This is a genomic window from Arthrobacter pityocampae (genome assembly GCF_002927275.1).
GTDB lineage: Bacteria > Actinomycetota > Actinomycetes > Actinomycetales > Micrococcaceae > Arthrobacter_D > Arthrobacter_D pityocampae.
This window is the reverse complement of record NZ_PRKW01000005.1, coordinates 180,739-203,549: the sequence shown is the minus strand read 5'-3', so window position 1 is coordinate 203,549 and position 22,811 is coordinate 180,739. Positions and strand designations below refer to the sequence as shown.

The following is a 22,811-nucleotide window of genomic DNA, read 5'->3' as shown; positions in this document are numbered from 1 at the left end:
CGTCAATATTCGAACAGGTGTTCGAATAAGTCAATCATCCCGTGTCAGCCCGGACCTGTGTCCTGTGTGGCGTATGGGACGGCGTCCCGGAGGGTGCTCAGGCGTCGGATGCCTTGCGAGCGGCGTCTCGTTCCTTCACCCGTGCGGCCTCCGCACGGACGGCCGCCTGTGTGGAGCGCTCCGCGACCAGCCATGCGGGAGGGTCCTGGAGCAGCGCGGTGATCTGCTCGGTCGTCAGGGGGTCCGTGAGGCCTCCGCGGGCCAGCCCGCCGTTGGAGATGCCGAGCTTCTGCGCGACGACGGGACGCGGATGCGGGCCGGTGCGGCGCAGCTCGGCGAGCCATTCCGGAGGGCTCTGCTGCAGTTCGTCGAACTCCGCGCGCGTCAGGTCGGTCTCCTGGAATTCCTGGGGGGCGGCGGGCAGGTAGATCCCCAGTTTCTTGGCCGCGGTGGCGGGTTTCAGGGTCTGAGGGGTTTTCGCGGGAGTCATGATTCCAGCTTAACCGTCAGCCCTCGTCATAGCCGGTAGGCGCTACTGTGATCAGATGCCCGCAGATCAGCCCAGAACCCTGTCCGTCGGCTTCGTGCCGGGTGTGACACCGGGGAAGTGGGTGGCCAGGTGGCGGGAACGGCACCCCGGGGTGCCCCTCGAACTCCACCCGCACGACGACGCCCTGACGGCGCTGCTGGAGGGATCCGACGACGTCGTCTTCGTCCGCCTGCCGGTGGAGCGCACCGGGATCCACCTGATCCCCCTCTACGAGGAGCAGCCCGTCGCGGTCATGTCGCGCGACAACGAACTGTCCCTCTACGACGACGTCCCGCTCGAGGAACTCGCGGGGGAGTCCCTGCTCGACGTCGTGGAGTGCGGCGGCCCGAAGGTGGCAGTGGAGGTCGCCGCGACCGGCGCCGGCGTCGTCGTCCTGCCGATGTCCCTCGCCCGCCTGTACGCCCGGAAGGACGCCGTCCACCGCCCCGTTCCCGGGCTTCCCGCGACGACCATCGGGATCGCCTGGCGGGTGGAGGACGAATCCGACGACGTCGAGGAGTTCATCGGCATCGTGCGCGGACGCACGGCCCAGAGTTCACGGCAGCCCTCGCAGCGCGAGGCCCCGAAGAAGACCGCGTCCCAGAAGGCCGCTGCGAAGAAGGCCGCCGGCGGGAAGCCTCGGGAGCAGAAGGGCGCCAGGTCGCCGCAGCCCCGGAAACCGGCACGTCCTGCAGGGTCCCGCGGGAAACGGCGCTGACCCCTCCGTAGCACCCCGCTCGCTGCGCACCTGTGGTGGGGTGTACGGCGTCGACCCGCCACAGCTGTCACCGAAGCGTTGGACGGATATGCAGAGGCCCGCCCCGCAGGATGCGGGACGGGCCTCGGAGCAGTGGTGCCGTGGTGCGTTAGGCCGTGGAGGCGAGGGCGAAGACGGCGGCGGCGATGGCGAAGCCCATGACGCCGATGGTCGTCTCCATGACCGTCCACGTCTTCAGGGTGGTCTTGACGTCCATGTTGAAGAAGCGGCCCACGAGCCAGAAGCCGGAGTCGTTGACGTGGCTCGCCACCACGGAACCGCCGGCCACGGCCACCACGAGGGCTGCCAGCTGGAGGCCGTTGTAGTCGCCCGCCAGGATCGCGGGGGAGATGAGGCCGGCGGCGGTGGTCAGGGCCACGGTCGCCGAGCCCTGGGCGATGCGGAGGATCGCGGCGATCAGGAAGCCCGCGAGGATGAGCGGGATCCCGAGGTCGCCGAGGACGTCGGCGAGTGCGTCGCCGATGCCGCTGGCCCGCAGGACGCCGCCGAACATGCCGCCGGCGCCGGTGATGAGGATGACGGAGCAGACCGGGCCGAGCGCCGATTCCAGCGTCTGCTCCAGAGCGGTCTTGTCGATCCCCCGACGACGGCCGAGCACGTAGGACGCCACGAGAAGGGTGATCAGCAGGGCGACCGGGGTCTCCCCGAGGGTCCGCAGGAACTGGAACCAGCCCTGCTCGGTCACATCCGCGTCCACGGCACCCGAGCGGGCCAGGGTGTTCAGGCCGGTGTTGAGGAAGATCAGCGCCAGGGGCAGCAGCAGGATCCCGACGACGGTGCCGAATTTGGGCGGGTTCGCCTCGGCGTGCGCGTCAGCCGTACCGAGCAGCTCGGGGACGGGCAGGACGTACTTCTTGCCGGCCCAGAGTCCGTACAGGTAGGAGGTGACGTACCAGGTGGGGATCGCGGCGAGGAGGCCGATCATGATGACGAGGCCGACGTTCGCCTCGAAGAACTCGGAGGCGGCGACGGGTCCCGGATGCGGCGGGACGAAGATGTGCATGACGGAGAAGGCGCCGGCGGCGGGCAGGCCGTAGCGCAGTACGCCGCCGCCGAGGCGGCGGGCGACGGAGAAGACGATGGGCAGCATGACCACGAGCCCGGCGTCGAAGAAGATGGGGAAGCCGAAGATCAGCGAGGCGACACCGAGCGCGAGGGGTGCCCGCTTCTCGCCGAAGACCCGGATGAGGTAGTCGGCGAGCACCTTCGCGCCGCCGCTGGTCTCGACCAGGCGGCCGAGCATCGCGCCGAGCCCCACCAGTAGCGCGACGGCGCCGAGCGTCGTCCCGAAGCTGCTGACCATCACGGGGACGATCTGCGCCGTGGGGATCCCGGTGCCGAAGGCGGTGAGGAGGCTGATGAGGATCAGTGCGACGAACGCGTGGATCCGGAGCTTGATGATCAGGAACAGCAGCGCGAGGATGGCCGCCGCAGCGATCAGGAGGAGCGGACCGGCGGTGAGGCTCTGGGTCCATCCTTCGATGGGCATGTTTTCTCCGTTGAAAGTAGTGCGGGTCGGGGGTGGGGTGGTCAGTTGCTGGGGAGGCCGAGCTGGTCGATGACGTCCGTCGTGACGTCGTCGGGGGTCCCGGTGTTCTGGATCCTGAGACCCGCCTCGTCAGGTTCGAGGGGCTCGAGCGTGCTGATCTGCGAGGGCAGGAGCGACTCCGGCATGAAGTGGCCGCTGCGGGTCTTCATGCGTTCGAGGATGAGGTCGGTGTCACCGAGCAGGTGCACGAAACGCACCCGGCCCTCGGCCCCGGTGAGCAGATCCCGGTAGGAGCGCTTCAGGGCGGAGCAGGTGACGACGGTACTGCGGCCGGCCTGCGCCTGGAGGGTCATCCAGTCGCGCATGGCCTCCAGCCAGGGCCAGCGGTCCTCGTCGGTGAGCGCCGTGCCGGCGGTCATCTTCGCGATGTTCGCGGCGGGGTGGAAGTCGTCGGCCTCGGCGAAGACCCAGCCGAGCCGCTCCGTCAGGCGGGTGGCGATGGTGGTCTTGCCGGACCCGGAGATACCCATGACGACCACGTGGTGTGGTTGTGCCTCCATGCTGACTCCTTTGTCGGTGTGGTGAAGCGGATCACGATTCGCCTAAAGGTAACACCTTTCAACCTCAAAGGTAGTATCTTTTTAGCTCCCCGGAGCGCACTATGGTGAGGCACTCGGCCGGGTGGCGCCGGCGCACGAAGGAGGACGATGACGTCACGGACAGGACCGACGGGAGCGGCCGCGGTGTTCCCCACGCGGATCATCGACACCCTGGGTCAGGACATCGCGGACGGCGTGCTGCCCGAGGGGTCGCGCCTGACGATCGAGGGCCTGCAGCAGCGCTTCGGGGTCTCGCGCACCGTGGTGCGGGACTGCATGCGCGTGCTGGAATCGATGAACCTGATCGTGCCCAAGCGCCGGATCGGTCTCGTGGTGCAGGGCCCCGGGCAGTGGAACGTCTACGATCCCCGGATCATCAGGTGGCGGCTCCACGGTCCGGGACGGGCGGACCAGTTCCGTTCCCTCACCCATCTGCGCCGTGCGGTCGAACCGGTCGCCGCGGCGCTCGCTGCCCGGCACGCCTCCGGTGCGCAGCGGCAGCGGATCGCGGCGCTCGGGGCGGACCTGCGGCGGTTGGGCGAGGCCGGACTGCTCGAGGAGTTCCTGGACGCGGACATCGAGTTCCACACGCTCGTCCTCGAGGCGAGCGGCAACGAGATGTTCCTCGCCCTGCGGGAGGTGATCTCCGAGGTGCTCTCGGGCAGGACGCGCCAGGGTCTCATGCCGCACCATCCGAAGGAGCACGCCCTGCTGACGCACGAACAGGTCGCGACAGCGATCAGGGACGGCGACGCCGGGACCGCCGAGGCGTGCATGGGATCGCTGCTCGCCGAGGTCAGCGAGGCCATCGATTAGCAGGACCGTCCAGGGACCGCACGCCTCGGCAGGGGTCGGGTGAGTCCGGTATCTGCCGCGGTTCCGGACTTCAGGTGCTGTCTCAGCTGGGAGCGCGGTCGGGGTGTCAGAGAGGACGCGGGGCGTATGCTTCGGCGAGCCGGTCCATCAAGGCGTCCATGTGGGCGTCCACTGTTCGGCGTGTCGGGTCCGAGTCATGCCAGGCGACCATTTCCCGTGCGCCCTGACTGAAGGGGATGCCGGCGGTGAATCCGGGGACAAGTGAGCGGATCTTTGTGTTGTCGAAGATCATCGTGTGGGATTTATCGCCCAATAGGCCTGCGCCCCACTCAGGGTCGGCTTCGGCGATGGATTCCGAGGCGACATGAACCAGGACGGGGTCCGGGACGCCGGCAGCTGTCGCGACCAGGGTATAGATCTGGTTCCACGAAGGCGTCTCCTGGCCGGTGATGTGCACAGCCTCACCGATCGCGGAGGTATTTCCCAGCAGACCTGTGAACCCTCGTGCGAAATCACGGCTGTGGGTGATCGTCCACAACGAGGTTCCGTCTCCGGGCACGATGACGGGTCGGCCGGCGCGCATGCGTTCCACAATGGTCCATCCTCCGTCGAAGGGGATCATCGTCTCGTCGTAGGTGTGAGAGGGCCGGACGATCGTGATGGGGAATCCCTCCTCGCGGTAGGCCGCAGTAAGGAGGTCCTCGCACGCGATCTTGTTGCGCGAATACTCCCAGAAGGGATTCTTCAACGGGGTGGATTCCAGGACGGGCATGTGTGTAGGCGGTGTCTGATATGCCGATGCCGAGCTGATGAAGACGTATTGTCCGGTTCGTCCGGCGAATATTTCGATGTCCTGCTTCACCTGCTCCGGAGTGAAGTTGACCCAGCTGACGACGCAGTCGAAGTTGTGACCGATTATGGCATCGAGGACGGCCTGCTTGTCCCGGGAATCCGCGACGAAGGTGGTGACGCCCTCGGGTACCTGACGCAGGTTGCTGATTCCGCGGTTGAGCAGATAGACGTCCATACCTGCTTCTACTGCCTGTCTCGTGCAGTGGGCGCTGATGATTCCGCTACCGCCGATGAAGAGTACTTTCAAGCCCTGCATGGTCTTCTCCTGATGGTTCATCTACCCCGCCTGTCGTAGGTCCGCTAACGATACGCCGCTGAAGGAGCAGAACGAGGATGACCAGAGGTGCGGTGCTCTGTCGACCTGCAACCGTCCTGCAGGGGCACCCCTGACACCGTGGTCGACGTAGGGGTCGTCACGACGGACACCGGCAGCAGGGAGGTCCGCGACCTGTTTCCGATCATGAGGAACCGATCTCTACTTGTTGGCGGAAACCCTTGTGTTTCACCGGGGCAATGCCTAGGCTCGCACATACTAACTGTTTTCGATGTAAACGTCGAAACTTTCGAGAGGCGTTCAAAGATGAACAAGCACAGCATCAGGAAGCTGCTGACCGTCGGGGCGGCGACAGCAATTGCCCTCGGCGGCCTGTCAGCGTGTGGCTCCGACAACGGAGCAGCAGAAGATGGCGACGTCACCATGACGTTCTGGCACAACTCGACGACGGGCGCCGGTAAGGCGCACTGGGAGAAGACGGTCGCAGCGTTCGAGGAGGCAAACCCCGGCGTGACGATCAACATCCAGTCCATCCAGAACGAGGAGATGGACGGGAAGCTCCAGACGGCGCTGAACTCGGGCGATGCACCCGACATCTTCATGGCGCGCGGCGGCGGCAAGCTCGCGGATGTCGTCGCGGCCGGACAGGCCATGGACATCACGGATTCCATCGACGACGCCACCAGGGCCGCTGTGCCCGAAGGTGTGTTGAGTGCCTTCGGGGTCGAGGGCAAGATCTACGGAATGCCGACCGCCGTGCTGCCCGGTGGCATCTACTACAGCGGAGACCTGTTCGCCGAAGCGGGCGTCGAGGGAACACCGACGACCATCGACGAGCTCGGCTCCGCCGTCGACAAGCTCAAGGGTGCAGGAATCGACCCCATCGCCGTCGGCGCGAAGGACGCCTGGCCTGCAGCGCACTGGTATTACTTCTTCGCGGTTCGGGCCTGCTCGCAGGACGCCCTCAACACGGCCGCCGAAACCATGGAGTTCGACGACCCGTGCTGGCTGGAGGCCGGCAAGAACCTGCAGGAATTCGTCGACACGGAGCCGTTCAACAACGGATTCCTCACCACCTCGGCGCAGCAGGGTGCAGGTAGCTCGGCTGGACTCATCGCCAACCAGAAGGCAGCCATGGAGCTCATGGGGGCGTGGAACCCCGGTGTCATCGCCTCGCTGACTCCTGACGAGAAGCCTCTCCCGGACCTGGGCTGGTTCCCGTTCCCTGAGGTCGACGGCGGCGAGGGTGAGCCCGGCGCCATGATGGGCGGCGTCGACGGATTCACCTGCTCCGCCCAGGCTCCGAAAGAAGAGTGCACCGCGTTCCTGAACTTCTTCATGCAGAAGGAGTACCAGGCAGACTACGCGGAAGCGTTCCAGACGATCCCCGCCAACCAGGATGCTCAGGACGTCGTGAAGGATCCCGCGCTGCTCTCGATCATCGAGTCGTACAACGAGGCACCCTACGTCACGGTGTGGCTCGACACGCTGTTCGGACAGAACGTCGGAAACGCGCTCAACAAGGGTGCCGTCGACCTGTTCGCCGGTCAGGGCTCTGCTGAAGACATCGTCTCCGCTCTGAACGACGCAGCAGCAAAGGGATAGCGGCAGATCATGATTGAACCTGCAGGGGGTGCTCCGTTCGTAACGGACAAGCAGCCGCCGCGGGGCACGGTCACGGCAGGGGATGGCGCTCGCGCGGCGTCCCCTGCCGCACCGCGGCCCAGACGGCGTTCAGCGGATTGGCGCAAGCGCCTCGAGATCACGCTTCTGGCCGGGCCGGCGATCGTCGTTTTTGTCAGTTTCGTGATCTTCCCGGTCGTCCTCGCCGGCTACTACGGTTTCTTCCGCTGGAAGGGCTTCGGGCCGGCTACCGATTTCGTCGGTTTCGAAAACTACATGATCATCTTCCAGGACAGCGCGTTCCACGACGTACTGCGCCACAACGGGTTCATCCTGGTGCTCTCCCTGGTCATCCAGGGACCCATCGCAATCATCCTCGCCCTCCTGCTCAACCAGAAGATCCGTGGCCGGTCGATCATCCGCGTCCTCATCTTCGTCCCATACATCATCTCCGAGGTCATCGTCGGGATCGGCTGGGGTCTGATGCTGCAGACATCCGGTGCCGTCAATGGGCTGCTCGACAGCATCGGGTTGGGAGCCTTCCAGGCGGACTGGCTCTCTGATCCGAAGATCGCCATCTGGTCCCTGATGGTCATCATCTCGTGGAAGTACATCGGCTTCGCCGTCATCCTCTTCCTCGCCGGGCTGCAGAGCATCCCGGACGAATTGTTCGAGGCGGCGGCGATCGACGGCGCCAGCTACTGGCAGATCCAGCGCACCATCACGCTGCCGCTCCTCGGGCCGACCGTACGGATCTGGGCGTTCCTGTCGATCATCGGGTCGCTGCAGTTGTTCGACCTGGTCTTCATCATCTGGGGCCAGTACGTCGCCTCGACGGCCGGGACCTCGACCATGGCCACCTACATGGTCGCCAACGGGCGCACGTCGGGCAACTTCGGCTACGGCAGTGCTGTCGCCGTCGTCATGTTCCTGATCTCCCTTGTCATCGCATTGATCTACCAGCGGTTCGTTCTTCGACGCGACACCGCCGGTGCCCTCACAGAAGGAAAGAAGTGATGGCTGTTCTCGAAGCTCCCGCACGCCCACGCGTGAAGCGTCCACCGAGGGACCGCCAGGAGTGGGGCAGCCCGGCGACCTACTTCATCGCCTTCGTCTTCATCGCACTCTGTCTCGGACCCGTCATCTACATCATCCTCGGTGGGTTCCGCGACAACTCGCAGATCACCAACTCGCCCGCGGGATTCCCGGACCCGTGGAACTTCGACAACTACGCCGAGGTGCTCGCGAGCCCGACCTTCTGGCGGCAGGTCGGCAACTCGGCGATTGCCGGGCTCGCGACGACCCTCGGCGTGGTGGTCCTCGGCCTGATGGCGAGCTTCGTCCTCGCCCGATACAGGTTCGCCGGTCGCGGAGCGATGTACTCACTCTTCGCCGCCGGGCTCATGTTCCCGATGACCGTCGCGATCACGCCGCTCTACATCCTCGTCAGGGACCTGGGCCTGATGAACAGCCTGGCCGGTGTGATTCTCCCGCAGATCGCCTTCGGCTTGCCGGTGACGATCATCATCCTGGTGCCGTTCCTGAAGGCCATCCCCGATGAAATCGAAGAGGCGGCGTCGATCGACGGCACCAGCCGGCTGGGCTTCTTCTTCCGGATGGTCGTTCCCTTGTCGCTGCCGGGCGTGGTGACGACGGGCATCCTTGCTTTCGTGGCGAGCTGGAACAGCTATCTCCTGCCGCTGTTCATCCTCAGTGACCAGGCCTCGTACACCCTGCCACTCGGCGTCCAGGCATTCGCTTCGCAGTATTCGGTGGACACGGCAAAGGTCCTCGCCTTCACCTCACTGTCCATGATTCCGGCACTGATATTTTTCACGCTGTTCGAGCGTCGCATCGTCGGCGGACTCACCGGCGCCGTCAAAGGTTAGGACTTCCCTTGAGCACCACGACATCCACGACGACCGCGCCGGCATGGCACGACGTCACAGCATCCGCCACCGACCGCGCCGAGGCACTCCTCACCGAGCTCACGCTCGAGGAGAAGATCGCCCAGCTGTTCGGCGTCTGGGTCGGCGCGTCCAGTGAAGGCGGGGACGTTGCCCCGCATCAGAACGACATGGACGACGTCGTCGACCTCGATGCGCTCCTGCCGAACGGGCTCGGTCAGTTGACTCGGCCGTTCGGCTCGGCTCCGGTCGACCCGGCGCTCGGAGCGCTGTCCCTCCTCCGCAGCCAGCGCCGGATCGCGGCATCCAACCGGTTCGGCATCCCGGCTGTTGCGCATGAGGAGTGCCTCGCCGGCTTCGCCACCTGGGGGGCCACCGCCTATCCGGTCCCCCTCGCCTGGGGGGCCTCGTTCAATCCGGGGCTCATCGAGCGGATGTCACACCGCATCGGCTCCGACATGCGCTCGGTCGGCATCCACCAGGGCCTTGCCCCGGTGCTCGACGTGGTGCGGGATGCCCGCTGGGGTCGCGTCGAGGAGACCATCGGTGAGGACCCGTATCTCATCGGCACCATCGGCACGGCGTACGTCCGTGGCCTCGAGTCCGCGGGGATCGTCGCAACTCTCAAGCACTTCGTCGGATACTCGGCGTCGAAAGCCGGCCGTAACCTCGCGCCGGTCTCGGTCGGTCCGCGTGAACTCGCCGACGTGCTGCTCGTCCCGTTCGAGATGGTCGTGCGGGACGGCAGGCCGCGTTCGGTGATGCACTCATATACCGACGTCGACGGCGTTCCATCCGCGGCTGACGAGTCGCTGCTCACTGGAGTCCTGCGCGATACCTGGGGTTTCGACGGCACCGTCGTGGCCGACTACTTCGGGATCGCCTTCCTGAAACTGCTTCACGGCGTCGCGGGTTCGTGGGGCGAGGCGGCTGCTCTCGCGCTCACCGCGGGCGTGGACGTCGAACTGCCGACGGTGAAGACCTTCGGCGCGCCGCTGGCTGAAGCGGTCCGGTCGGGTGACCTGCCCGAGGCTGTCATAGATCGTGCCCTCCGGCGTGTGCTGCGCCAGAAGGTCGAACTCGGACTGCTTGATCCTGACTGGGATGCCACACCCGAAGCGTTGCGGGGCGTCGACGTGGACAACGCGGAAGGCATCCGCGGCACCGTCGACCTGGACAGCGCCGCCAATCGGGCGGTCGCCCGCGAGATCGCCGAACAGTCCATCGTGCTTGTGAGCAACGACGGCACCCTTCCGCTCGCCGCCCCGTGCCGGATTGCCGTCGTCGGGCCGACGACCGACGACCCCTTCGCCGTTCTCGGCTGCTACTCGTTCCCTGCGCATGTCGGCGTGCAGCATCCTGACACGTCCCTCGGTATCGAACTGCCCACCCTGCTGGAAAGCCTCCGCACCGAGTTCCCCGAAGCCGACATCGAATACGTGCCGGGCACGACGATCGACGGCGGAGAAACCGCAGGGATCTCCGCAGCGGTCGATGCTGCAACGCGGGCCGACGTCGTCATCGTCGCCCTCGGTGACCGGGCCGGGCTGTTCGGCCGCGGCACCAGCGGTGAAGGCTGCGACGTCGAGTCGCTCCGTCTGCCCGGTGCCCAACAAGACCTCCTCGACGCCGTCCTGGCAACATCGACTCCTGCCGTCGTCACCCTGCTCGCCGGACGACCGTACGCACTGGGATCCGCTGTCACGGGCGCCGGCGCGATCGTGCAGGCGTTCTTCGCTGGAGAAGAAGGAACCGCCGCGCTCGCCGGCATCCTCTCCGGCCGGGTCAATCCGAGCGGACGCCTGCCTGTCAGCATCCCGGCCTCAGAGGGAACGCAGCCGTCCACATACCTGGCCGCTCCCCTGGCGCGCTCCAACGGAGTGTCGAGCATCGACCCGACCGCGGCCTTCGCGTTCGGGCACGGGATCGGGTATACGACCTTTGACTGGAGCGCCGGCCAGCACGGGCCGGATACGGTCGGAGTCGACGGCACGGCGACCCTCGGCCTCCGCCTCCGCAACACCGGGGACCGTTCCGGGACGGAAATCGTCCAGATCTACGTCCACGACCCGGTCGCGTCAGTGGTGCGCCCGGTGCAGCGTCTGGTCGGTTTCCAGCGCGTCGACCTGGAGCCGGGCGAGTCCGTCGAGCTCTCGATCCACGTTCCCGCAGATGTCACCGGCTTCACCGGCCGAAACGGCGCACGGGTCGTCGAACCGGGGGAGATCGTCCTTGCTCTCGGAGCGTCGAGCACCGACCTGCGGATCACGCACTCGGTGCAGCTCTCCGGTGACGCCCGCGTCGTGGGCTTCGACCGGTCCTTCCACCCGAGTTTCAACGAGATCGCTCGAAGCACCTCGTGAGTGTCGATCACCGCCGGGTGACCGCGCAGGTCACCGTGCTGGACTCCGCAGGAAACCCTGTGCGCAACGCGGATGTGACTGTCGAACAGCAGCGTCATCATTTCGCCTTCGGCAACATCGGTTTCGACTTCATCCCGCTCGCCAACGGGGAGACCGAGCAGGATGCCGCGGCGGAGCCCGTCTTCGGCGGGGCGGGGCCGACCGGCCTGCCGGAGCTCGGGACGATGTGGCTCGAGCTCTTCAACACGGCGACCCTCCCCTTCTACTGGCGAGGATTCGAGCCGACCCGCGGCAAACCCGACACCCGAAGACTTCTCCGGACCGCCTCGTGGTTCGCTGAGCACGGAGTGACGGTGAAGGGGCATCCGCTGACCTGGCACACGCTCGCGCCCGAGTGGCTCACCGGTCTGCCGGTGGCGGAGATCGAGCGGCTGCAACGCGAGAGGATCCGCCGTGAGGTGACCGACTTCTCCGGCGTCATCGACACGTGGGACGCCATCAACGAAGTCGTCATCATGCCCGTGTTCACGGCAGAGGAGAACGGCATCACCCGGCTCGCGCAGAGCATTGGTCGCGTGCCCATGATTCAGCTCGCGTTCGAGGAGGCTCGCGCCTCGAATCCTTCGGCGACGCTCGTCCTGAACGACTTCGACCTGTCGAGCGACTACGAAGCTCTGATCGGGCGCGTTCTTGAAGCGGGGATCGCCGTGGATGCGATCGGGCTGCAGACGCACATGCATCAGGGGTACTGGGGAGAAGAGACCATGCTCGCGATGGTCGACCGATTCGCCCGCTTCGGGCTGCCCCTCCATCTGACCGAGACGACTCTGGTGTCGGGGGACCTCATGCCGCCGGAGATCGTCGACCTCAACGACTATCAGATCCCATCCTGGCCATCGACGCCCGAGGGAGAGGCCAGGCAGGCGGACGAGATCGTCCGCCACTATCGCTCCCTCGTGGGCCACCCAGCCGTACAGGCCATCACCTACTGGGGGTTCACCGACGACGGAGCGTGGCTCGGCGCGCCCGGCGGGCTGGTTCGCGCCGACGGCACGCCGAAACCCTCGTTCCACGCACTGCAGTCGCTGATCAAGGGCGAATGGTGGCTGCCGCGAACGTCGATGCGCACGGATCATGACGCACGCTTGTCGATCACGGGTTTCTCCGGTGATTACGTGATCGAGCGCGACGGGCAGAGTGCGCCGGTCTCGCTCTCGCGGGGGCGCGGAACGGACACCGTCCGATTCCGCTGACCCCGGCGTGATCGCGCCACACGTAACTATGGACAGGATGAAGTTGTGACCCATGCCCGTATTGTCATTCCGCGTTCGGCGGTCGTCGCACCCCTGAATCGCAGGATCTTCGGTTCGTTCGTAGAGCACCTCGGCCGGTGTGTGTACGGCGGGATCCACGAGCCGGATCATCCCACCGCCAACGAGGACGGATTCCGGCTCGACGTGGTCGAGTTGGTCAAGGAGCTCGGCGCGACAACGATCCGCTACCCGGGCGGCAACTTCGTCTCCGGTTACCGGTGGGAGGACGGTGTGGGCCCACGCGATCAGCGCCCGGTGCGCCGTGACCTCGCCTGGCATGCTCTGGAGTCGAACCAGGTGGGCATCGACGAGTTTGCCCGCTGGTGCAAACTCACCGGATCCGAGTTGATGATGGCCGTGAATCTCGGGACCCGCGGGATCGACAGTGCCCTCGACCTCCTGGAGTACGCCAACCACCCATCAGGAACGGCACTGAGCGACCAACGGGTCACCAACGGCGCCGTAGAGCCCTACGGCATCCGCATGTGGTGTCTCGGCAACGAGATGGACGGACCCTGGCAGACCGGATACATGAGCGCCGACGCCTACGGTCAGATCGCTGCCCGCACCGCACAGGCCATGAAAGCGGCGGACAGGACCCTGGAACTCGTAGCCTGTGGATCCTCCGGCTCCTCGATGCCCACCTTCGGCGACTGGGAGCGCATCGTGCTCGAACACGCCTATGAACACGTGGACTACATCTCCTGCCACGCGTACTACCAGGAGCGCGGCGGCGACCTCGATTCCTACCTCGCCTCGTCATTGAACATGGAGTACTTCATCCAAGCCGTTGTCGCCGCCGCCGACCACGTCAAACACAAACTGCGCAGCGACAAGACCATCAACCTGTCCTTCGACGAGTGGAACATCTGGTACCTCGACGAGCACCAGGCCTCCGGCGAGGTCGACGACCAGTGGACTTATGCGCCCCGCCAACTCGAGGACGTTTATTCCGTCGCCGACGCCGTAGTGCTCGGCAACCTCCTGATCACCCTGCTCAAGAACCACGACAGAGTCACAGCTGCGTCCCTGGCTCAACTCGTCAACGTCATCGCGCCGATCAGGACGGAACCGGGTGGTGCAGCGTGGCGTCAGAGCACCTTCTTCCCGTTTTCGGTCACAGCACGCCTGGCCCGCGGCGAGATCCTTCGCCCGACCATCGAGGTGGACACCTACGAGACCTCCGTCTACGGCCGCGCGCCCCTCGTCGACGCCGTGGCAACGATGGATGTAGAGACCGGCTCGTCGGCGGTGTTCCTCGTGAACCGCAGCCGAACCGAATCGATCGACGTCTCGATCGACGTCACCGATCTCGAGGCCACTACGATCGCCGAGGCGCTCACCCTGCACGATGACGACGTCTACGCGAAGAACACGTTCGAGGACCAGAACCGGGTCGGCCTCAAACCACTCGACGGAGTCTCGGTCGACGAAGGGACACTCACGGTGACGCTGCCACCCGTGTCATGGTCAGCCATCAGCTTCACCTAGCCTCGATCTTTCATGAGGCGGTTCCGCCGCCGAGACCAATGCGGCGAAGGAACGCGGCGTCCACCGAGGCAGGCTGTTCCGGGCCCGGAGTGGTGCTGCGTCAGGGGGCGGTATCTTCCTGTGAGGGGTCGAGGTCGTACTGGGCGCTGGTCCCGTTGGTGCTGTAGGGGGCCATGAGGCGTGGGGGGAGTTCGTCGATCAGTTCGTTGACGGCGTGGGCGACGAGGTCGCGCTCATGGGTCGGGAGGTCCATCGATCCGTTGAGGTAGGCGTCGATCTCGAACTCGCCGGCGGTGCCGGTGAAGCTGAAGTAGCGCAACCAGACGGAATGGAGGGCCAGGGCGGATGCGTCCATGGCTTCGCGGGCGGCGGTGAGCAGGACTGCCGGGGATTCCTCCGCGCTGAGATTCATCCGCTCGATCAGCACCCTTTGGGCCCTGGAGATCATGTCCCGGTTGGCGAGGGCTTCTGCCAGGTCGGAGTTCAACCGCTGGGCCGCTTCCCGGTCCCGGACGTTCCCGAGCAGGACGGCGGCGGGTGCGGCCAGCCGCTGGATGAGAAAGACCACTACAGGGTCATCGAAAGCGTGGGCGGCGGGGGAGTACACCTTGATGGCACCGATGTGCCGTCCTTCGGTGGTCAGGGGGGCGCTCAGGACGGAGCGCAGGGGCAGGTCCTTGACGGCTGTGATCCACTTCGGCCAGCGGGCCTCCTGCCGGGTGTCCCGGATGATGATGGGGCGCTGCTCCGCCCAGGCGCTCAGGCTCGTCGCGGGCGACGCAACCGGCGCCCGTTACCTTCCACCGGCCACCAGCCAGAGTCAGGAAAAGGGTGTCCCCATCCATGATCACCTGCGCGTTCCGGCCGAAAACACTGCCCGACACGACACCACCCGCCGTGTCGGTCCGGCTCAGTCCCGTGGCGGTCAGCCGGACAGGGCAGGAGCCCTCCTGCCCGTCCTCCAGTGTTGTGCGTGCGGCTCGGGTGAGCATCGCACATGCGCCCTCGTAGTCGGCGTCGGCTGCGGCCGCGTGGAACGCAGCTGCCGCGCCCGCGGCTTCGCTCGAGCGCACGCCCGAGCCGGAACACCCACTGATGGCCACCGACAACACAGTCGCTGTCAACAGCCCCACGCCTCTTTTCACGAAGCCTTTTCGACGGCGTTTTCCCGCGGTCCTTCACCTGCCAGGGCCACGGTCTGTCTTTCAGGATGTCCGCCGTTGTGTCCGTATTGGATCCCCCGCCTGTGACCGCCGCGGGTCCTGGGACCGTGTTCGTCTACGTGCCCTCACCGGCTCCTGTTGACCCGTCGTCCACCTCGTCGACTTCATCCATGTCGTCCGCGTTCACGAGGCCGTCGAGAGCGTCTCGGTTCTCCTGACCGCTCAGGGCCGCCATGACCACCGGATCCTCCGGGTGGTCGCTGTAGGGGGCGGCGGGTGGGGGTGGTGTTTCGGTGATGAGTTCGTTCACGGCGTGGGAAACGAGGTCCCGGTCCAGGGCGGTGAGGGTGATCGCGCCGTTGAGGTAGGCGTCGATCTCGAACTCGCTGACGTTCCCGGTGAGGGAGAAGTAGCGGATCCACACGTTCTGCACGTTGAGTCCGCTGCAGTGGATGGCGTGCAAGGTGCGCCGTCGTTGGTCCTCAGGGGGGCGCTCAGGGGAGTGCTCGGGGGTGTGCTCGTTCATCATGGAGCCTCGCTGGCGCCTGGACTCCGCTCACTGATCATGGCGGCCACATGGCCGATGGTGGTGTGCGTGTCGGTGGCGAGGTCGATCAGATGATTCATGGCCGCTTGCCGGTCCAGGTCGAAGCGTTCCATCAGGATGCCGCGGGCGATGCCGATGGTGTCCCGTTCGGCCAGGGACGCTTTCACATCCTCGCTGATCCGCTGCGGCGTGTCGCTGGCCTGGATGTGTCCGAGGAGGGTCGCGGCGGAGCGGGCGAGATTGGTCAGCAGCCGGCGGTCCTCGCCGGTGAACGCGTCGACCGTGTCCGAGTAGACCTTCATCGCCCCGAGTCCCGCCGGTGTGTGCAGCAGGGGCACGCTGAGGCAGGACCGGATACCGAGCGGTGTGACCCTGGTAGTCCACTGCGGGAACCGGTCATCGGTGTGGGTGTCGGCGATGTAGACGGGCTCACCCGACTGCCAGGCGCTGATGCAGGGTCCCTGGCCGAGCTCGTACTGCTGGTCATCGGCTTCGAGGACGCGCGGGTCGGTCGCGCCGACGCTCATGCGGGTGCCATCCGTGTCGATGAGGCTCACCCCGGCGTCCTCGGCGGCGCCGATGATGTCCCGGGCGATTCCCGCCAGACCGTCGACCGCGTCGTGCGCGGTCTGCTCGGTGAGGAGGTGCCCGTTGGTACGCCCGAAGATCGCCAGCAACTCCGGCGGAAATGCCAACGACGAGGATGAGGAGGGTTGAGGGGTGGTATTCACGATCGGCCTTAACTGTCCAGCCCAGGGGTGTCACCCCTGCCGGTAGGGCTGTCTGCTCAACCCCCAACAGATCCCGCTCACGCAGCATCCGGTGAAAATCATATAGCTCCACCCGCACCACCGGAAGGAGTTCCCCGCGCTGCCCACCTTTTGTGCTGCCTACTTTCTGGCTCTGAATGCGAGGAGCGCCTTGCGGGCGGGGTCGGATTCAGCCGTCGAAGTGGGCGGCAGGTGGTTGTTGGCCGATGGAGAGCACGACTGCGGCGGCGACGTCCTTGAGTTTGATGTTCCTGCTGCTCGAGGCGGACTTCAGGATGGCTATCGCCGTGTCGTGGCTGCACCTGTTCTGTCCCATGATGATGCCTGCCGCGAGTTGGATCGTCGCACGGCTGTCCATCGCGGCTCGCAAGTTCGTCGCGGTGTCGGCGAAGTGCGCGATCCGTATAGCGGTCCGCAGCGCCCGGGAGGCCTCCGCGGCGAGGTGGAGTGCCGCCTGGGTGCGTTCGGCGTCGAATTCGCCCGCCCGGGTGGAGTACAAATCCAGTGCCGCGATCGCCTCACCCTCGAGGGGTATGGGAACCCCGAGGGCGGACCGGATACCGGCGTGGAGGATCGCGGGGGTGTACTGGCCGAAGCGGGAATCGGTCTGGAAGTCCTCCACGACACACGGTGCCTGCTCCCGTGCGGCCCGCAGGCAGGGCCCGTCGTCGTACTGGAACTGAACCTCGTCCATCGCCGTGGCCTCGGGGCTGCTGCCGGCCATGGTCCCCTTCATGCGTGGCCGCACCAGCAGGACAGCGCAGTGAACCTCGGAGTCCGGGGCGGACAGGCTGCTGGCCGCGTGCCGGGCGACATCGTGCAGGAACCCGCCGATATCGGTGCTGTCCAGGACCAGATCCTGGATGAGGTCGGAGAACACCACCGCCTCCGACGACCCCGAGTCGAGTGGATGATGACCGGCGAGAGGGGCGGCAGCATGACCATCGGAGTGGTTGCCTGCGGGAGGGGGCGTCGAGGAAGGTCCCGTGGGTGCCGGCATCAGTGACCTGCTTTCATATCCGATGGTCCCGCCCGTTCAAGGCGGTGTCGGGTGGACGGTGGGACGGGTACTAGTCCAGGACCGGACCGTGCACGAATTCGGCTTTGGGGTGGTGGGACAGGTCGTTGAGTCGTGTGTCGATCTGGTCGTCGATCAGTTCGTTCAGCGCCAGGGCGACGGTGTTCCGTTCACCCTGTGGCAACGCGTACAGGCCATGAAGGTAGGCGTCCAACTCGAAGACCGCGAGGTAGCCGCCGACGCTGAAGTAGTGCAGCCACAGATCCTCCGCTGTCAGGTGTGCGTGGTGGGCTGCGAGCCAGGTGCTGTGTTGCTGGGTGTGCGCGGTCATACGGGCGCCTGCTTATGTTCGACCGGGAAATGGCTCATGTCCGTGCTCCTGAAAACACCACCGGGGAACCGGAATAGCCGCGGATGGACACTTGGTACACGTCAGTCTACGGTTCGTCGAGCTCACATGACGGTGAGATATCTCCCCGACCAGCGGTCGAGGAGAACAGCCCAGAGATCCACGGCGAGGGTTGTCGCCTTGGACGTGGCGGATCGAAGCCTGCGGCGAACACACGGGCCACTGGTCCCGGGCTCTGACAGCGGGAGCATCCTGAACCCTCTCTTGTCGGGGAGTGGGAGTTCTTCGCCGGGGTTTGCTTCTGCTGGGGTAGTCAATAGGCTTCGTAAGGGTCTAGCAGTGGGCCGTGGAAGACCGCCCGGATCGATCGGAGTGCACCGGCGGTGACCGCGGATCACGGGCGTCCGCCGGTGGGGTCCAGGGAGTGTTTCAGGGACAACCGGTGGTCGAGCGCTTTCGAGTTGATCCGGGACGGCGTGATCGCCGGCTACGTGAAGTACCGGTTCCGAGGCGGCGACGTCGCTCTCCTGCGCCTGGTCCTTGATCCTCGTTTCGATGACTTCGAGGTGGAATCGTCCCTGGTGCGGCACGTGCTCCTCGAGCTGCACCGCCGCCGGTTGGCCGCCACCTCGTTCTGTCCGGAAGTCGGCGCGTTCGTTGCCGACCACCCCGGCTTCGACACCGTGGTACCTCTTAGCCACGGGTACCACGACAACCAGCACGACCTGGTAGGTCAGCGCGGTACAGTACCGGATTCCCTCGATGTCTGAGCTGACGGATCGGATATCGGTCGCGGACGCACTGATGCTGGCTGTCCAGGTCCACCGCCATCGGAGCCGGTGGCCGCCAGTCGCCCCGGTAGTCGCCCTGAACCGGGCACGATCGGTCATGCAGGTGAAGCCCTGTCCCTCCGCTGCGTCGCCCGGTTTCGTGAATCCGCACCCACGTTCTGGCGGGCGCTCTCTTGATGGGAACCCGTCACGGCCGATCGGCGGGGGCGTGGGTCGCCGAGCTGACCGCTCAGGGCTGACCGAATCAGGGAATCGCAGGCGCGGCACGACCCGCGGCCCGGTGCTGTCCGCCCGCCGACCGGTCCACCCCGTCAGGCGGTCGGCGCCGAAGCGCACCGGCAGTGGAGAGCAATAGGCGGATCGACTACCCTGCAGGGGCAGCATCGGCGTAGGAGAAGGCCCACCTGACGCAGGCCGACCAGGGGGCCGCGGGAAGCCCCGGACACACAGGAGGGGACGCGCCCATGCGCGTCCCCTCCCGACCATCAGGACATCTGGTTCGTCAGACGGTGGCCTTCTCGGTGCCGGCGGGGGAGACGACCTCCGCGGTGGGCTCCATGTTCTCGGCGTCGACCATCCACGCGTACTGCTCGAGCTTGGCGATGAAGCCGTGCAGCAGGTCCGCCGTGGTGGGGTCCTCCTCGTCGATCTGGTCGTGGACGTCCCGCATGGTCTTGACGCTGGCGTTCAGCATCCGGACCACGAGGCCCACGGTGTCCTTGGTCGAGACGAGGCCGGCCGGGAACGGATCGATCTTGGTGCCCTCAGCCACGGCCACGCTACGGCCGTCGGGTACGGCGTGCAGTGCGCGCATCCGCTCCGCCATCTCGTCCGCGAACAGGCGGGCATCTTCGATGATCTCGTCCAGCTGCAGGTGGAGGTCACGGAAGTTCTTGCCGACCACGTTCCAGTGAGCCTGCTTGCCCTGCAGGTGCAGCTCGATGAGGTCGACGAGGACGGCCTGCATGTTGTCTGTGAGGGTGGGTGATGCCTTCATGGATCCTCCAGTGCTAGAGAGATGTTCTCCCGCCGACGGAGGCGCCGGAGGCGCGGATTCCTGCCGGAGGGACTTCTTTCACCCTAGCCCTGCCCGTTGGTCAATTCCACCCGACCTGCCTACGCTAAGGGGACTTACGGTTTCGTCGTGCCGCATGCCTGCAACGGTGTACGGGCGACGCCGGAGTCCGACCAAGGAGGAACCGTTTTGGCTTCAGTGCAGGAATCCATCGACGTATCAGTACCGGTCAGCACCGCCTACAACCAGTGGACCCAGTTCGAGAGCTTCCCCCAGTTCATGGGGGGCGTGGAGTCGATCACGCAGATCTCGGACACATCCACCCACTGGGTGACGAGCATCGGGGGCGTGCATCGCGAGTTCGATGCCGAGATCACCGAGCAGCACCCCGACGAGCGGGTGGCCTGGAAGAGCACCGACGGCGAGTCCCATGCCGGCGTGGTCACCTTCCACCGTCTGGACGAGAACACCACACGGCTCATGGTGCAGATCGACTGGCATCCCGGGACGTTCATCGAGAAGGTCGGGGCCGTCGTCAACGCCGATGCCGCCCAGGTGAAGGGGGACCTCAAGCGGTTCAAGGCCTTCATCGAGAACAGCGGCGGCGAGACGGGTGCCTGGCGCGGCGACGTCGCGGCACCGTTCTCGGGGGTCACCACCGAGGCGGAACCGGCGAACAGCACCCTGCCGGACACCTCGACGGACGATCCCGACTCGGGCGGCCCGCGCGTCGCCTGACCTGTGTACGGCACAGGAGCCTGACGCGGACGTACTGCAGGAGGCGGGCCCCTTCCGGGGTCCGCCTCGTCGCGTCCTAGGAGATGTCCCCCACATCGATGGACGCGATCGCCTCCGTGGCCTGCCGTGACAGTTCCGGCGAGATGGGCGAGCTCTTCGCCGCCCCCGCGGCTCCCTGCTGGCCCTCCTCGCTGACGGCGTAGGTGCCGAACGCGCGGACGACGGCGGCGGTCGCCTCGTTCTCGTACCGCGAGCAGTACACGTGGTAGGACACCAGGACCAGGGGGTAGACCCCGGGTTCGCTGGTGGTCCGGTCGAGGTCCAGCGCGATGTCGTGATCCTTGCGTCCGGGGACGCGGTCCGCGAGGTCGACGGCGGCCGCCGCTGCCTCGGAACTGACCTCCACGTAGTCCCCGCCGACCTTCAGCGCCACCCGGCCGAGGGGCTCGCCGACGGCGGAGTCGTCCGCGTAGGTCACGGCTCCCACGGTGGCGGCCACGGTGCTGACCACGCCCGCGTTGCCCTTGGCGTTCTCGTTGGCGAGGCCCGACGGCCAGGTGCCGTCGGCCTCCTCGGTCCAGATCTCGGGGACCACGGCGTGGAGGTAGTCGGTGAAGTTCTCGGTGGTGCCGGAGTCGTCGGAGCGGCTCACCGCCGCGATGGGCAGGGCGGGGAGGTCGACGTCGTTCTGCGCGGCGATCGCGGGATCGTCCCACGTGGTGATCTCCCCGTGGAAGATCCGGGCCACCGTGGCGGCGTCGAGGTTCAGTGAGGAGATCCCGGGCAGGTTGAACGCCACGCTGATCGGGGACACGTAGGCGGGGATGTCGAAGGCGCCGTCCGGTCCGCACGCCTCGGTGGAGTCCGCGAGTTCCTCGTCGCTCAGGTAGGCGTCCGAGCCGGCGAAGCCCACGGCACCGGCAAGCAGCGCACCGCGTCCCGCGCCGGAACCGTCGGGGGAGTACTGGACCTGCGCGCGGGGATAGAGGGTGGAGAATCCGGCGCGCCAGGCGTCGATGGCCGGTCCCTGCGCGGAGGATCCGGAGGCCGTCACCGCCCCGCGGAGGCTCGTGTCACCGCTCCGTGCCGCCGCTTCCTGCTCCGGGCCGAGGGGGTAGTCGGATCCGCAGGCCGTCAGGGCCAGGGTGGCGGCGAGCGTCAGGGACAGGGTGGCACGAATTCTCACCCCCGCCACGTTACAGGGGGCCGTTCGGTGAACCCAAGATGGACGGCGGGTGGACGGACGGTCAGGGTCGGGTCATGCGGGGCGGAGGCGGTAGCCGTCCGCCCGGTGGACGAGCCGGCGCCCGCCGCCGTCGTTCAGCAGGATCCACACCACGTCGTCGGTCTTCATGTCCAGGACGCCGTCGAGCCGGGCCCCCGTGGCGTGATGGAGGATGACGTGCTGGCCGCGTCGGAGACCCGACCAGTCCTGGACCTCGGCGTCGATGGGGGGCAGGGCGTTCATGGTGCGCCTTTCGGAAGGGTCCGGGACTCCCACGCTAGCGACGCTTCCTGAACGCCGCGTGAACGCCCGCTGAAGAGTCGGGCCGCTCCCCCTCCGATCAGAGGGTCCGCCAGTCCCCGCTTGTCAGGTGCGACCCCGCCTGGGGTCCCATGAGGAGCATGCCGCCGTCGACCACGAACGAGGCCCCGTTGACGTAGCTGGAGGCGCCCGAGGCGAGGAAGGCCACGACGTCGGCGATCTCCTCCGGCGCGCCCGGGCGGCCGAGCGGGATGCCGGGACGGTCCATGGAGTGCGGGTCCTGCTCCTCGGAGTCGTTCATGGGTGTGTTGATCTCACCGGGCAGGACAGCGTTGGCGGTGATGCCCCGGTCCGCCAGTTCGAGGGCGATGGTCCGGATCAGGCCCCCGAGGCCGTGCTTGGAGGCGTCGTACGCCGCCGAACCCACGCGCGGCTGCTCCTGGTGCACGCTGGTGACCGCGATGATGCGTCCGCCCCGGCCGCCGTCGATCATGTGCCGTGCCGCGCGCTGCAGAACGACGAACGCGCCGTCGAGGTTGGCGCCCATGGTGCCGCGCCAGGTGTCCCAGTCCGTCTCCATGAACATGGTGCCGCCGTTGACGCCGGCATTGTTGACGAAGACGTCGAGGCCGCCGAGTTCTGCCGCGAGCTGGTCGACGACGTCGCCGCAGGCCGGTGCGTCGGTGGTGTCGAGCTGCGCCACGGCGGCCCGCACACCCTTCTCCCGGACGAGCCGGGCGGTCTCCTCGGCTCCCTCCTGGTCGGAGTGCCAGGTGACGCCGACGTCGCAGCCCGCCGCGGCGAGGGCGAGGGCCGTTGCGCGGCCGATGCCGGAGTCGGAGCCGGTGACGATTGCCTTGCTGGGTGTGAAGTCCATGTCCCCATCCTTCGCACCCGCCG

General features: G+C 66.7%; 23 protein-coding genes. 10 read left to right on the top strand and 13 right to left on the bottom strand.

Annotation, left to right across the window (positions count from 1 at the left end):
• Positions 1-97 precede the first annotated feature (97 nt).
• Complete coding sequence (locus tag C4K88_RS12425; protein ID WP_104121948.1) at positions 98-490, bottom strand: DUF5997 family protein; 393 nt, start codon at positions 488-490, stop codon at positions 98-100.
• Between the two features lie 55 nt (positions 491-545).
• Here C4K88_RS12425 and C4K88_RS12420 point away from each other — a divergent pair, with 55 nt between their 5' ends.
• On the top strand, positions 546-1,247 hold the full coding sequence (locus tag C4K88_RS12420) for a LysR family substrate-binding domain-containing protein (RefSeq protein WP_104121947.1): 702 nt from the start codon (positions 546-548) through the stop codon (positions 1,245-1,247).
• A 148-nt stretch (positions 1,248-1,395) separates the two neighbouring features.
• On the opposite strand, the gene C4K88_RS12415 is transcribed toward C4K88_RS12420, so the two are convergent.
• Positions 1,396-2,796, bottom strand: coding sequence for a GntP family permease (locus tag C4K88_RS12415; RefSeq protein WP_104121946.1), 1,401 nt, complete (start codon positions 2,794-2,796; stop codon positions 1,396-1,398).
• A 41-nt stretch (positions 2,797-2,837) separates the two neighbouring features.
• The gene (locus tag C4K88_RS12410; protein WP_104121945.1) at positions 2,838-3,356 is read right to left on the bottom strand and encodes a gluconokinase; all 519 of its coding nucleotides are present in this window, start codon (positions 3,354-3,356) and stop codon (positions 2,838-2,840) included.
• 147 nt (positions 3,357-3,503) lie between these two features.
• Here C4K88_RS12410 and C4K88_RS12405 point away from each other — a divergent pair, with 147 nt between their 5' ends.
• Positions 3,504-4,211, top strand: a complete 708-nt coding sequence (locus tag C4K88_RS12405) for a FadR/GntR family transcriptional regulator (RefSeq protein WP_104121944.1) — start codon at positions 3,504-3,506, stop codon at positions 4,209-4,211.
• A gap of 106 nt (positions 4,212-4,317) precedes the next feature.
• On the opposite strand, the gene C4K88_RS12400 is transcribed toward C4K88_RS12405, so the two are convergent.
• Positions 4,318-5,340, bottom strand: a complete 1,023-nt coding sequence (locus C4K88_RS12400) for an NAD-dependent epimerase/dehydratase family protein (RefSeq protein ID WP_241521903.1) — start codon at positions 5,338-5,340, stop codon at positions 4,318-4,320.
• A gap of 303 nt (positions 5,341-5,643) precedes the next feature.
• On the opposite strand from C4K88_RS12400, the gene C4K88_RS12390 reads away from it, so the two are divergent.
• The 6 genes from C4K88_RS12390 to arfA are packed head-to-tail and all read left to right on the top strand — an operon-like array spanning position 5,644 to position 14,034.
• Complete coding sequence (locus C4K88_RS12390; RefSeq protein WP_104121942.1) at positions 5,644-6,942, top strand: ABC transporter substrate-binding protein; 1,299 nt, start codon at positions 5,644-5,646, stop codon at positions 6,940-6,942.
• 9 nt (positions 6,943-6,951) lie between these two features.
• A complete protein-coding gene (locus C4K88_RS12385) occupies positions 6,952-7,977 on the top strand; it encodes a carbohydrate ABC transporter permease (RefSeq protein WP_104121941.1) in 1,026 nt (341 codons plus the stop codon).
• On the top strand, positions 7,977-8,849 hold the full coding sequence (locus C4K88_RS12380; RefSeq protein WP_174705235.1) for a carbohydrate ABC transporter permease: 873 nt from the start codon (positions 7,977-7,979) through the stop codon (positions 8,847-8,849). The genes C4K88_RS12385 and C4K88_RS12380 overlap by 1 nt, the downstream gene beginning before the upstream one ends.
• A gap of 8 nt (positions 8,850-8,857) precedes the next feature.
• Entirely contained in the window at positions 8,858-11,230 is a 2,373-nt protein-coding gene (locus C4K88_RS12375) for a beta-xylosidase/alpha-l-arabinosidase (protein ID WP_104121940.1), read from the top strand.
• Between the two features lie 17 nt (positions 11,231-11,247).
• Positions 11,248-12,483, top strand: coding sequence for an endo-1,4-beta-xylanase (locus C4K88_RS12370; RefSeq protein WP_241521902.1), 1,236 nt, complete (start codon positions 11,248-11,250; stop codon positions 12,481-12,483).
• Between the two features lie 45 nt (positions 12,484-12,528).
• Positions 12,529-14,034 carry an arabinosylfuranosidase ArfA gene (gene arfA / locus C4K88_RS12365; protein ID WP_104121938.1) on the top strand — a complete coding sequence of 502 codons (1,506 nt, stop codon included), beginning with the start codon at positions 12,529-12,531 and terminating at the stop codon, positions 14,032-14,034.
• A 100-nt stretch (positions 14,035-14,134) separates the two neighbouring features.
• Here arfA and C4K88_RS12360 read toward each other — a convergent pair whose 3' ends face one another.
• From C4K88_RS12360 to C4K88_RS12340, 5 genes are all read right to left on the bottom strand, one after another.
• Entirely contained in the window at positions 14,135-14,797 is a 663-nt protein-coding gene (locus tag C4K88_RS12360) for a GAF domain-containing protein (RefSeq protein WP_104121937.1), read from the bottom strand.
• Positions 14,798-15,312: 515 nt separating this feature from the next.
• Positions 15,313-15,726, bottom strand: a complete 414-nt coding sequence (locus C4K88_RS12355; RefSeq protein ID WP_104121936.1) for a hypothetical protein — start codon at positions 15,724-15,726, stop codon at positions 15,313-15,315.
• On the bottom strand, positions 15,723-16,439 hold the full coding sequence (locus tag C4K88_RS12350) for a GAF and ANTAR domain-containing protein (protein ID WP_146065684.1): 717 nt from the start codon (positions 16,437-16,439) through the stop codon (positions 15,723-15,725). Before C4K88_RS12350 ends, C4K88_RS12355 begins: the two co-directional genes overlap by 4 nt.
• 244 nt (positions 16,440-16,683) lie before the next feature.
• Positions 16,684-17,514, bottom strand: a complete 831-nt coding sequence (locus C4K88_RS12345) for a GAF and ANTAR domain-containing protein (RefSeq protein WP_104121934.1) — start codon at positions 17,512-17,514, stop codon at positions 16,684-16,686.
• 70 nt (positions 17,515-17,584) lie between these two features.
• On the bottom strand, positions 17,585-17,863 hold the full coding sequence (locus C4K88_RS12340; protein WP_104121933.1) for a hypothetical protein: 279 nt from the start codon (positions 17,861-17,863) through the stop codon (positions 17,585-17,587).
• 479 nt (positions 17,864-18,342) lie between these two features.
• Here C4K88_RS12340 and C4K88_RS12335 point away from each other — a divergent pair, with 479 nt between their 5' ends.
• Positions 18,343-18,651: a hypothetical protein gene (locus tag C4K88_RS12335; protein ID WP_146065683.1), complete on the top strand. Its 309-nt coding sequence runs from the start codon at positions 18,343-18,345 to the stop codon at positions 18,649-18,651.
• Between the two features lie 523 nt (positions 18,652-19,174).
• On the opposite strand, the gene C4K88_RS12330 is transcribed toward C4K88_RS12335, so the two are convergent.
• Positions 19,175-19,669: a Dps family protein gene (locus C4K88_RS12330; protein ID WP_104121931.1), complete on the bottom strand. Its 495-nt coding sequence runs from the start codon at positions 19,667-19,669 to the stop codon at positions 19,175-19,177.
• A 216-nt stretch (positions 19,670-19,885) separates the two neighbouring features.
• Here C4K88_RS12330 and C4K88_RS12325 point away from each other — a divergent pair, with 216 nt between their 5' ends.
• Positions 19,886-20,425: an SRPBCC family protein gene (locus C4K88_RS12325; RefSeq protein ID WP_306418622.1), complete on the top strand. Its 540-nt coding sequence runs from the start codon at positions 19,886-19,888 to the stop codon at positions 20,423-20,425.
• Between the two features lie 76 nt (positions 20,426-20,501).
• Here the strand turns inward: C4K88_RS12325 and pstS are convergent, their stop codons facing one another.
• The 3 genes from pstS to C4K88_RS12310 all read right to left on the bottom strand — a co-directional run bounded on the left by pstS (position 20,502) and on the right by C4K88_RS12310 (position 22,788).
• Positions 20,502-21,611 (bottom strand): phosphate ABC transporter substrate-binding protein PstS, encoded by a 1,110-nt coding sequence (gene pstS / locus C4K88_RS12320; RefSeq protein WP_306418617.1) that lies wholly within the window; start codon positions 21,609-21,611, stop codon positions 20,502-20,504.
• Positions 21,612-21,683: 72 nt separating this feature from the next.
• Positions 21,684-21,893 (bottom strand): hypothetical protein, encoded by a 210-nt coding sequence (locus tag C4K88_RS12315; RefSeq protein WP_104121928.1) that lies wholly within the window; start codon positions 21,891-21,893, stop codon positions 21,684-21,686.
• A 97-nt stretch (positions 21,894-21,990) separates the two neighbouring features.
• Complete coding sequence (locus tag C4K88_RS12310) at positions 21,991-22,788, bottom strand: SDR family oxidoreductase (protein WP_104121927.1); 798 nt, start codon at positions 22,786-22,788, stop codon at positions 21,991-21,993.
• Positions 22,789-22,811 lie beyond the last annotated feature (23 nt).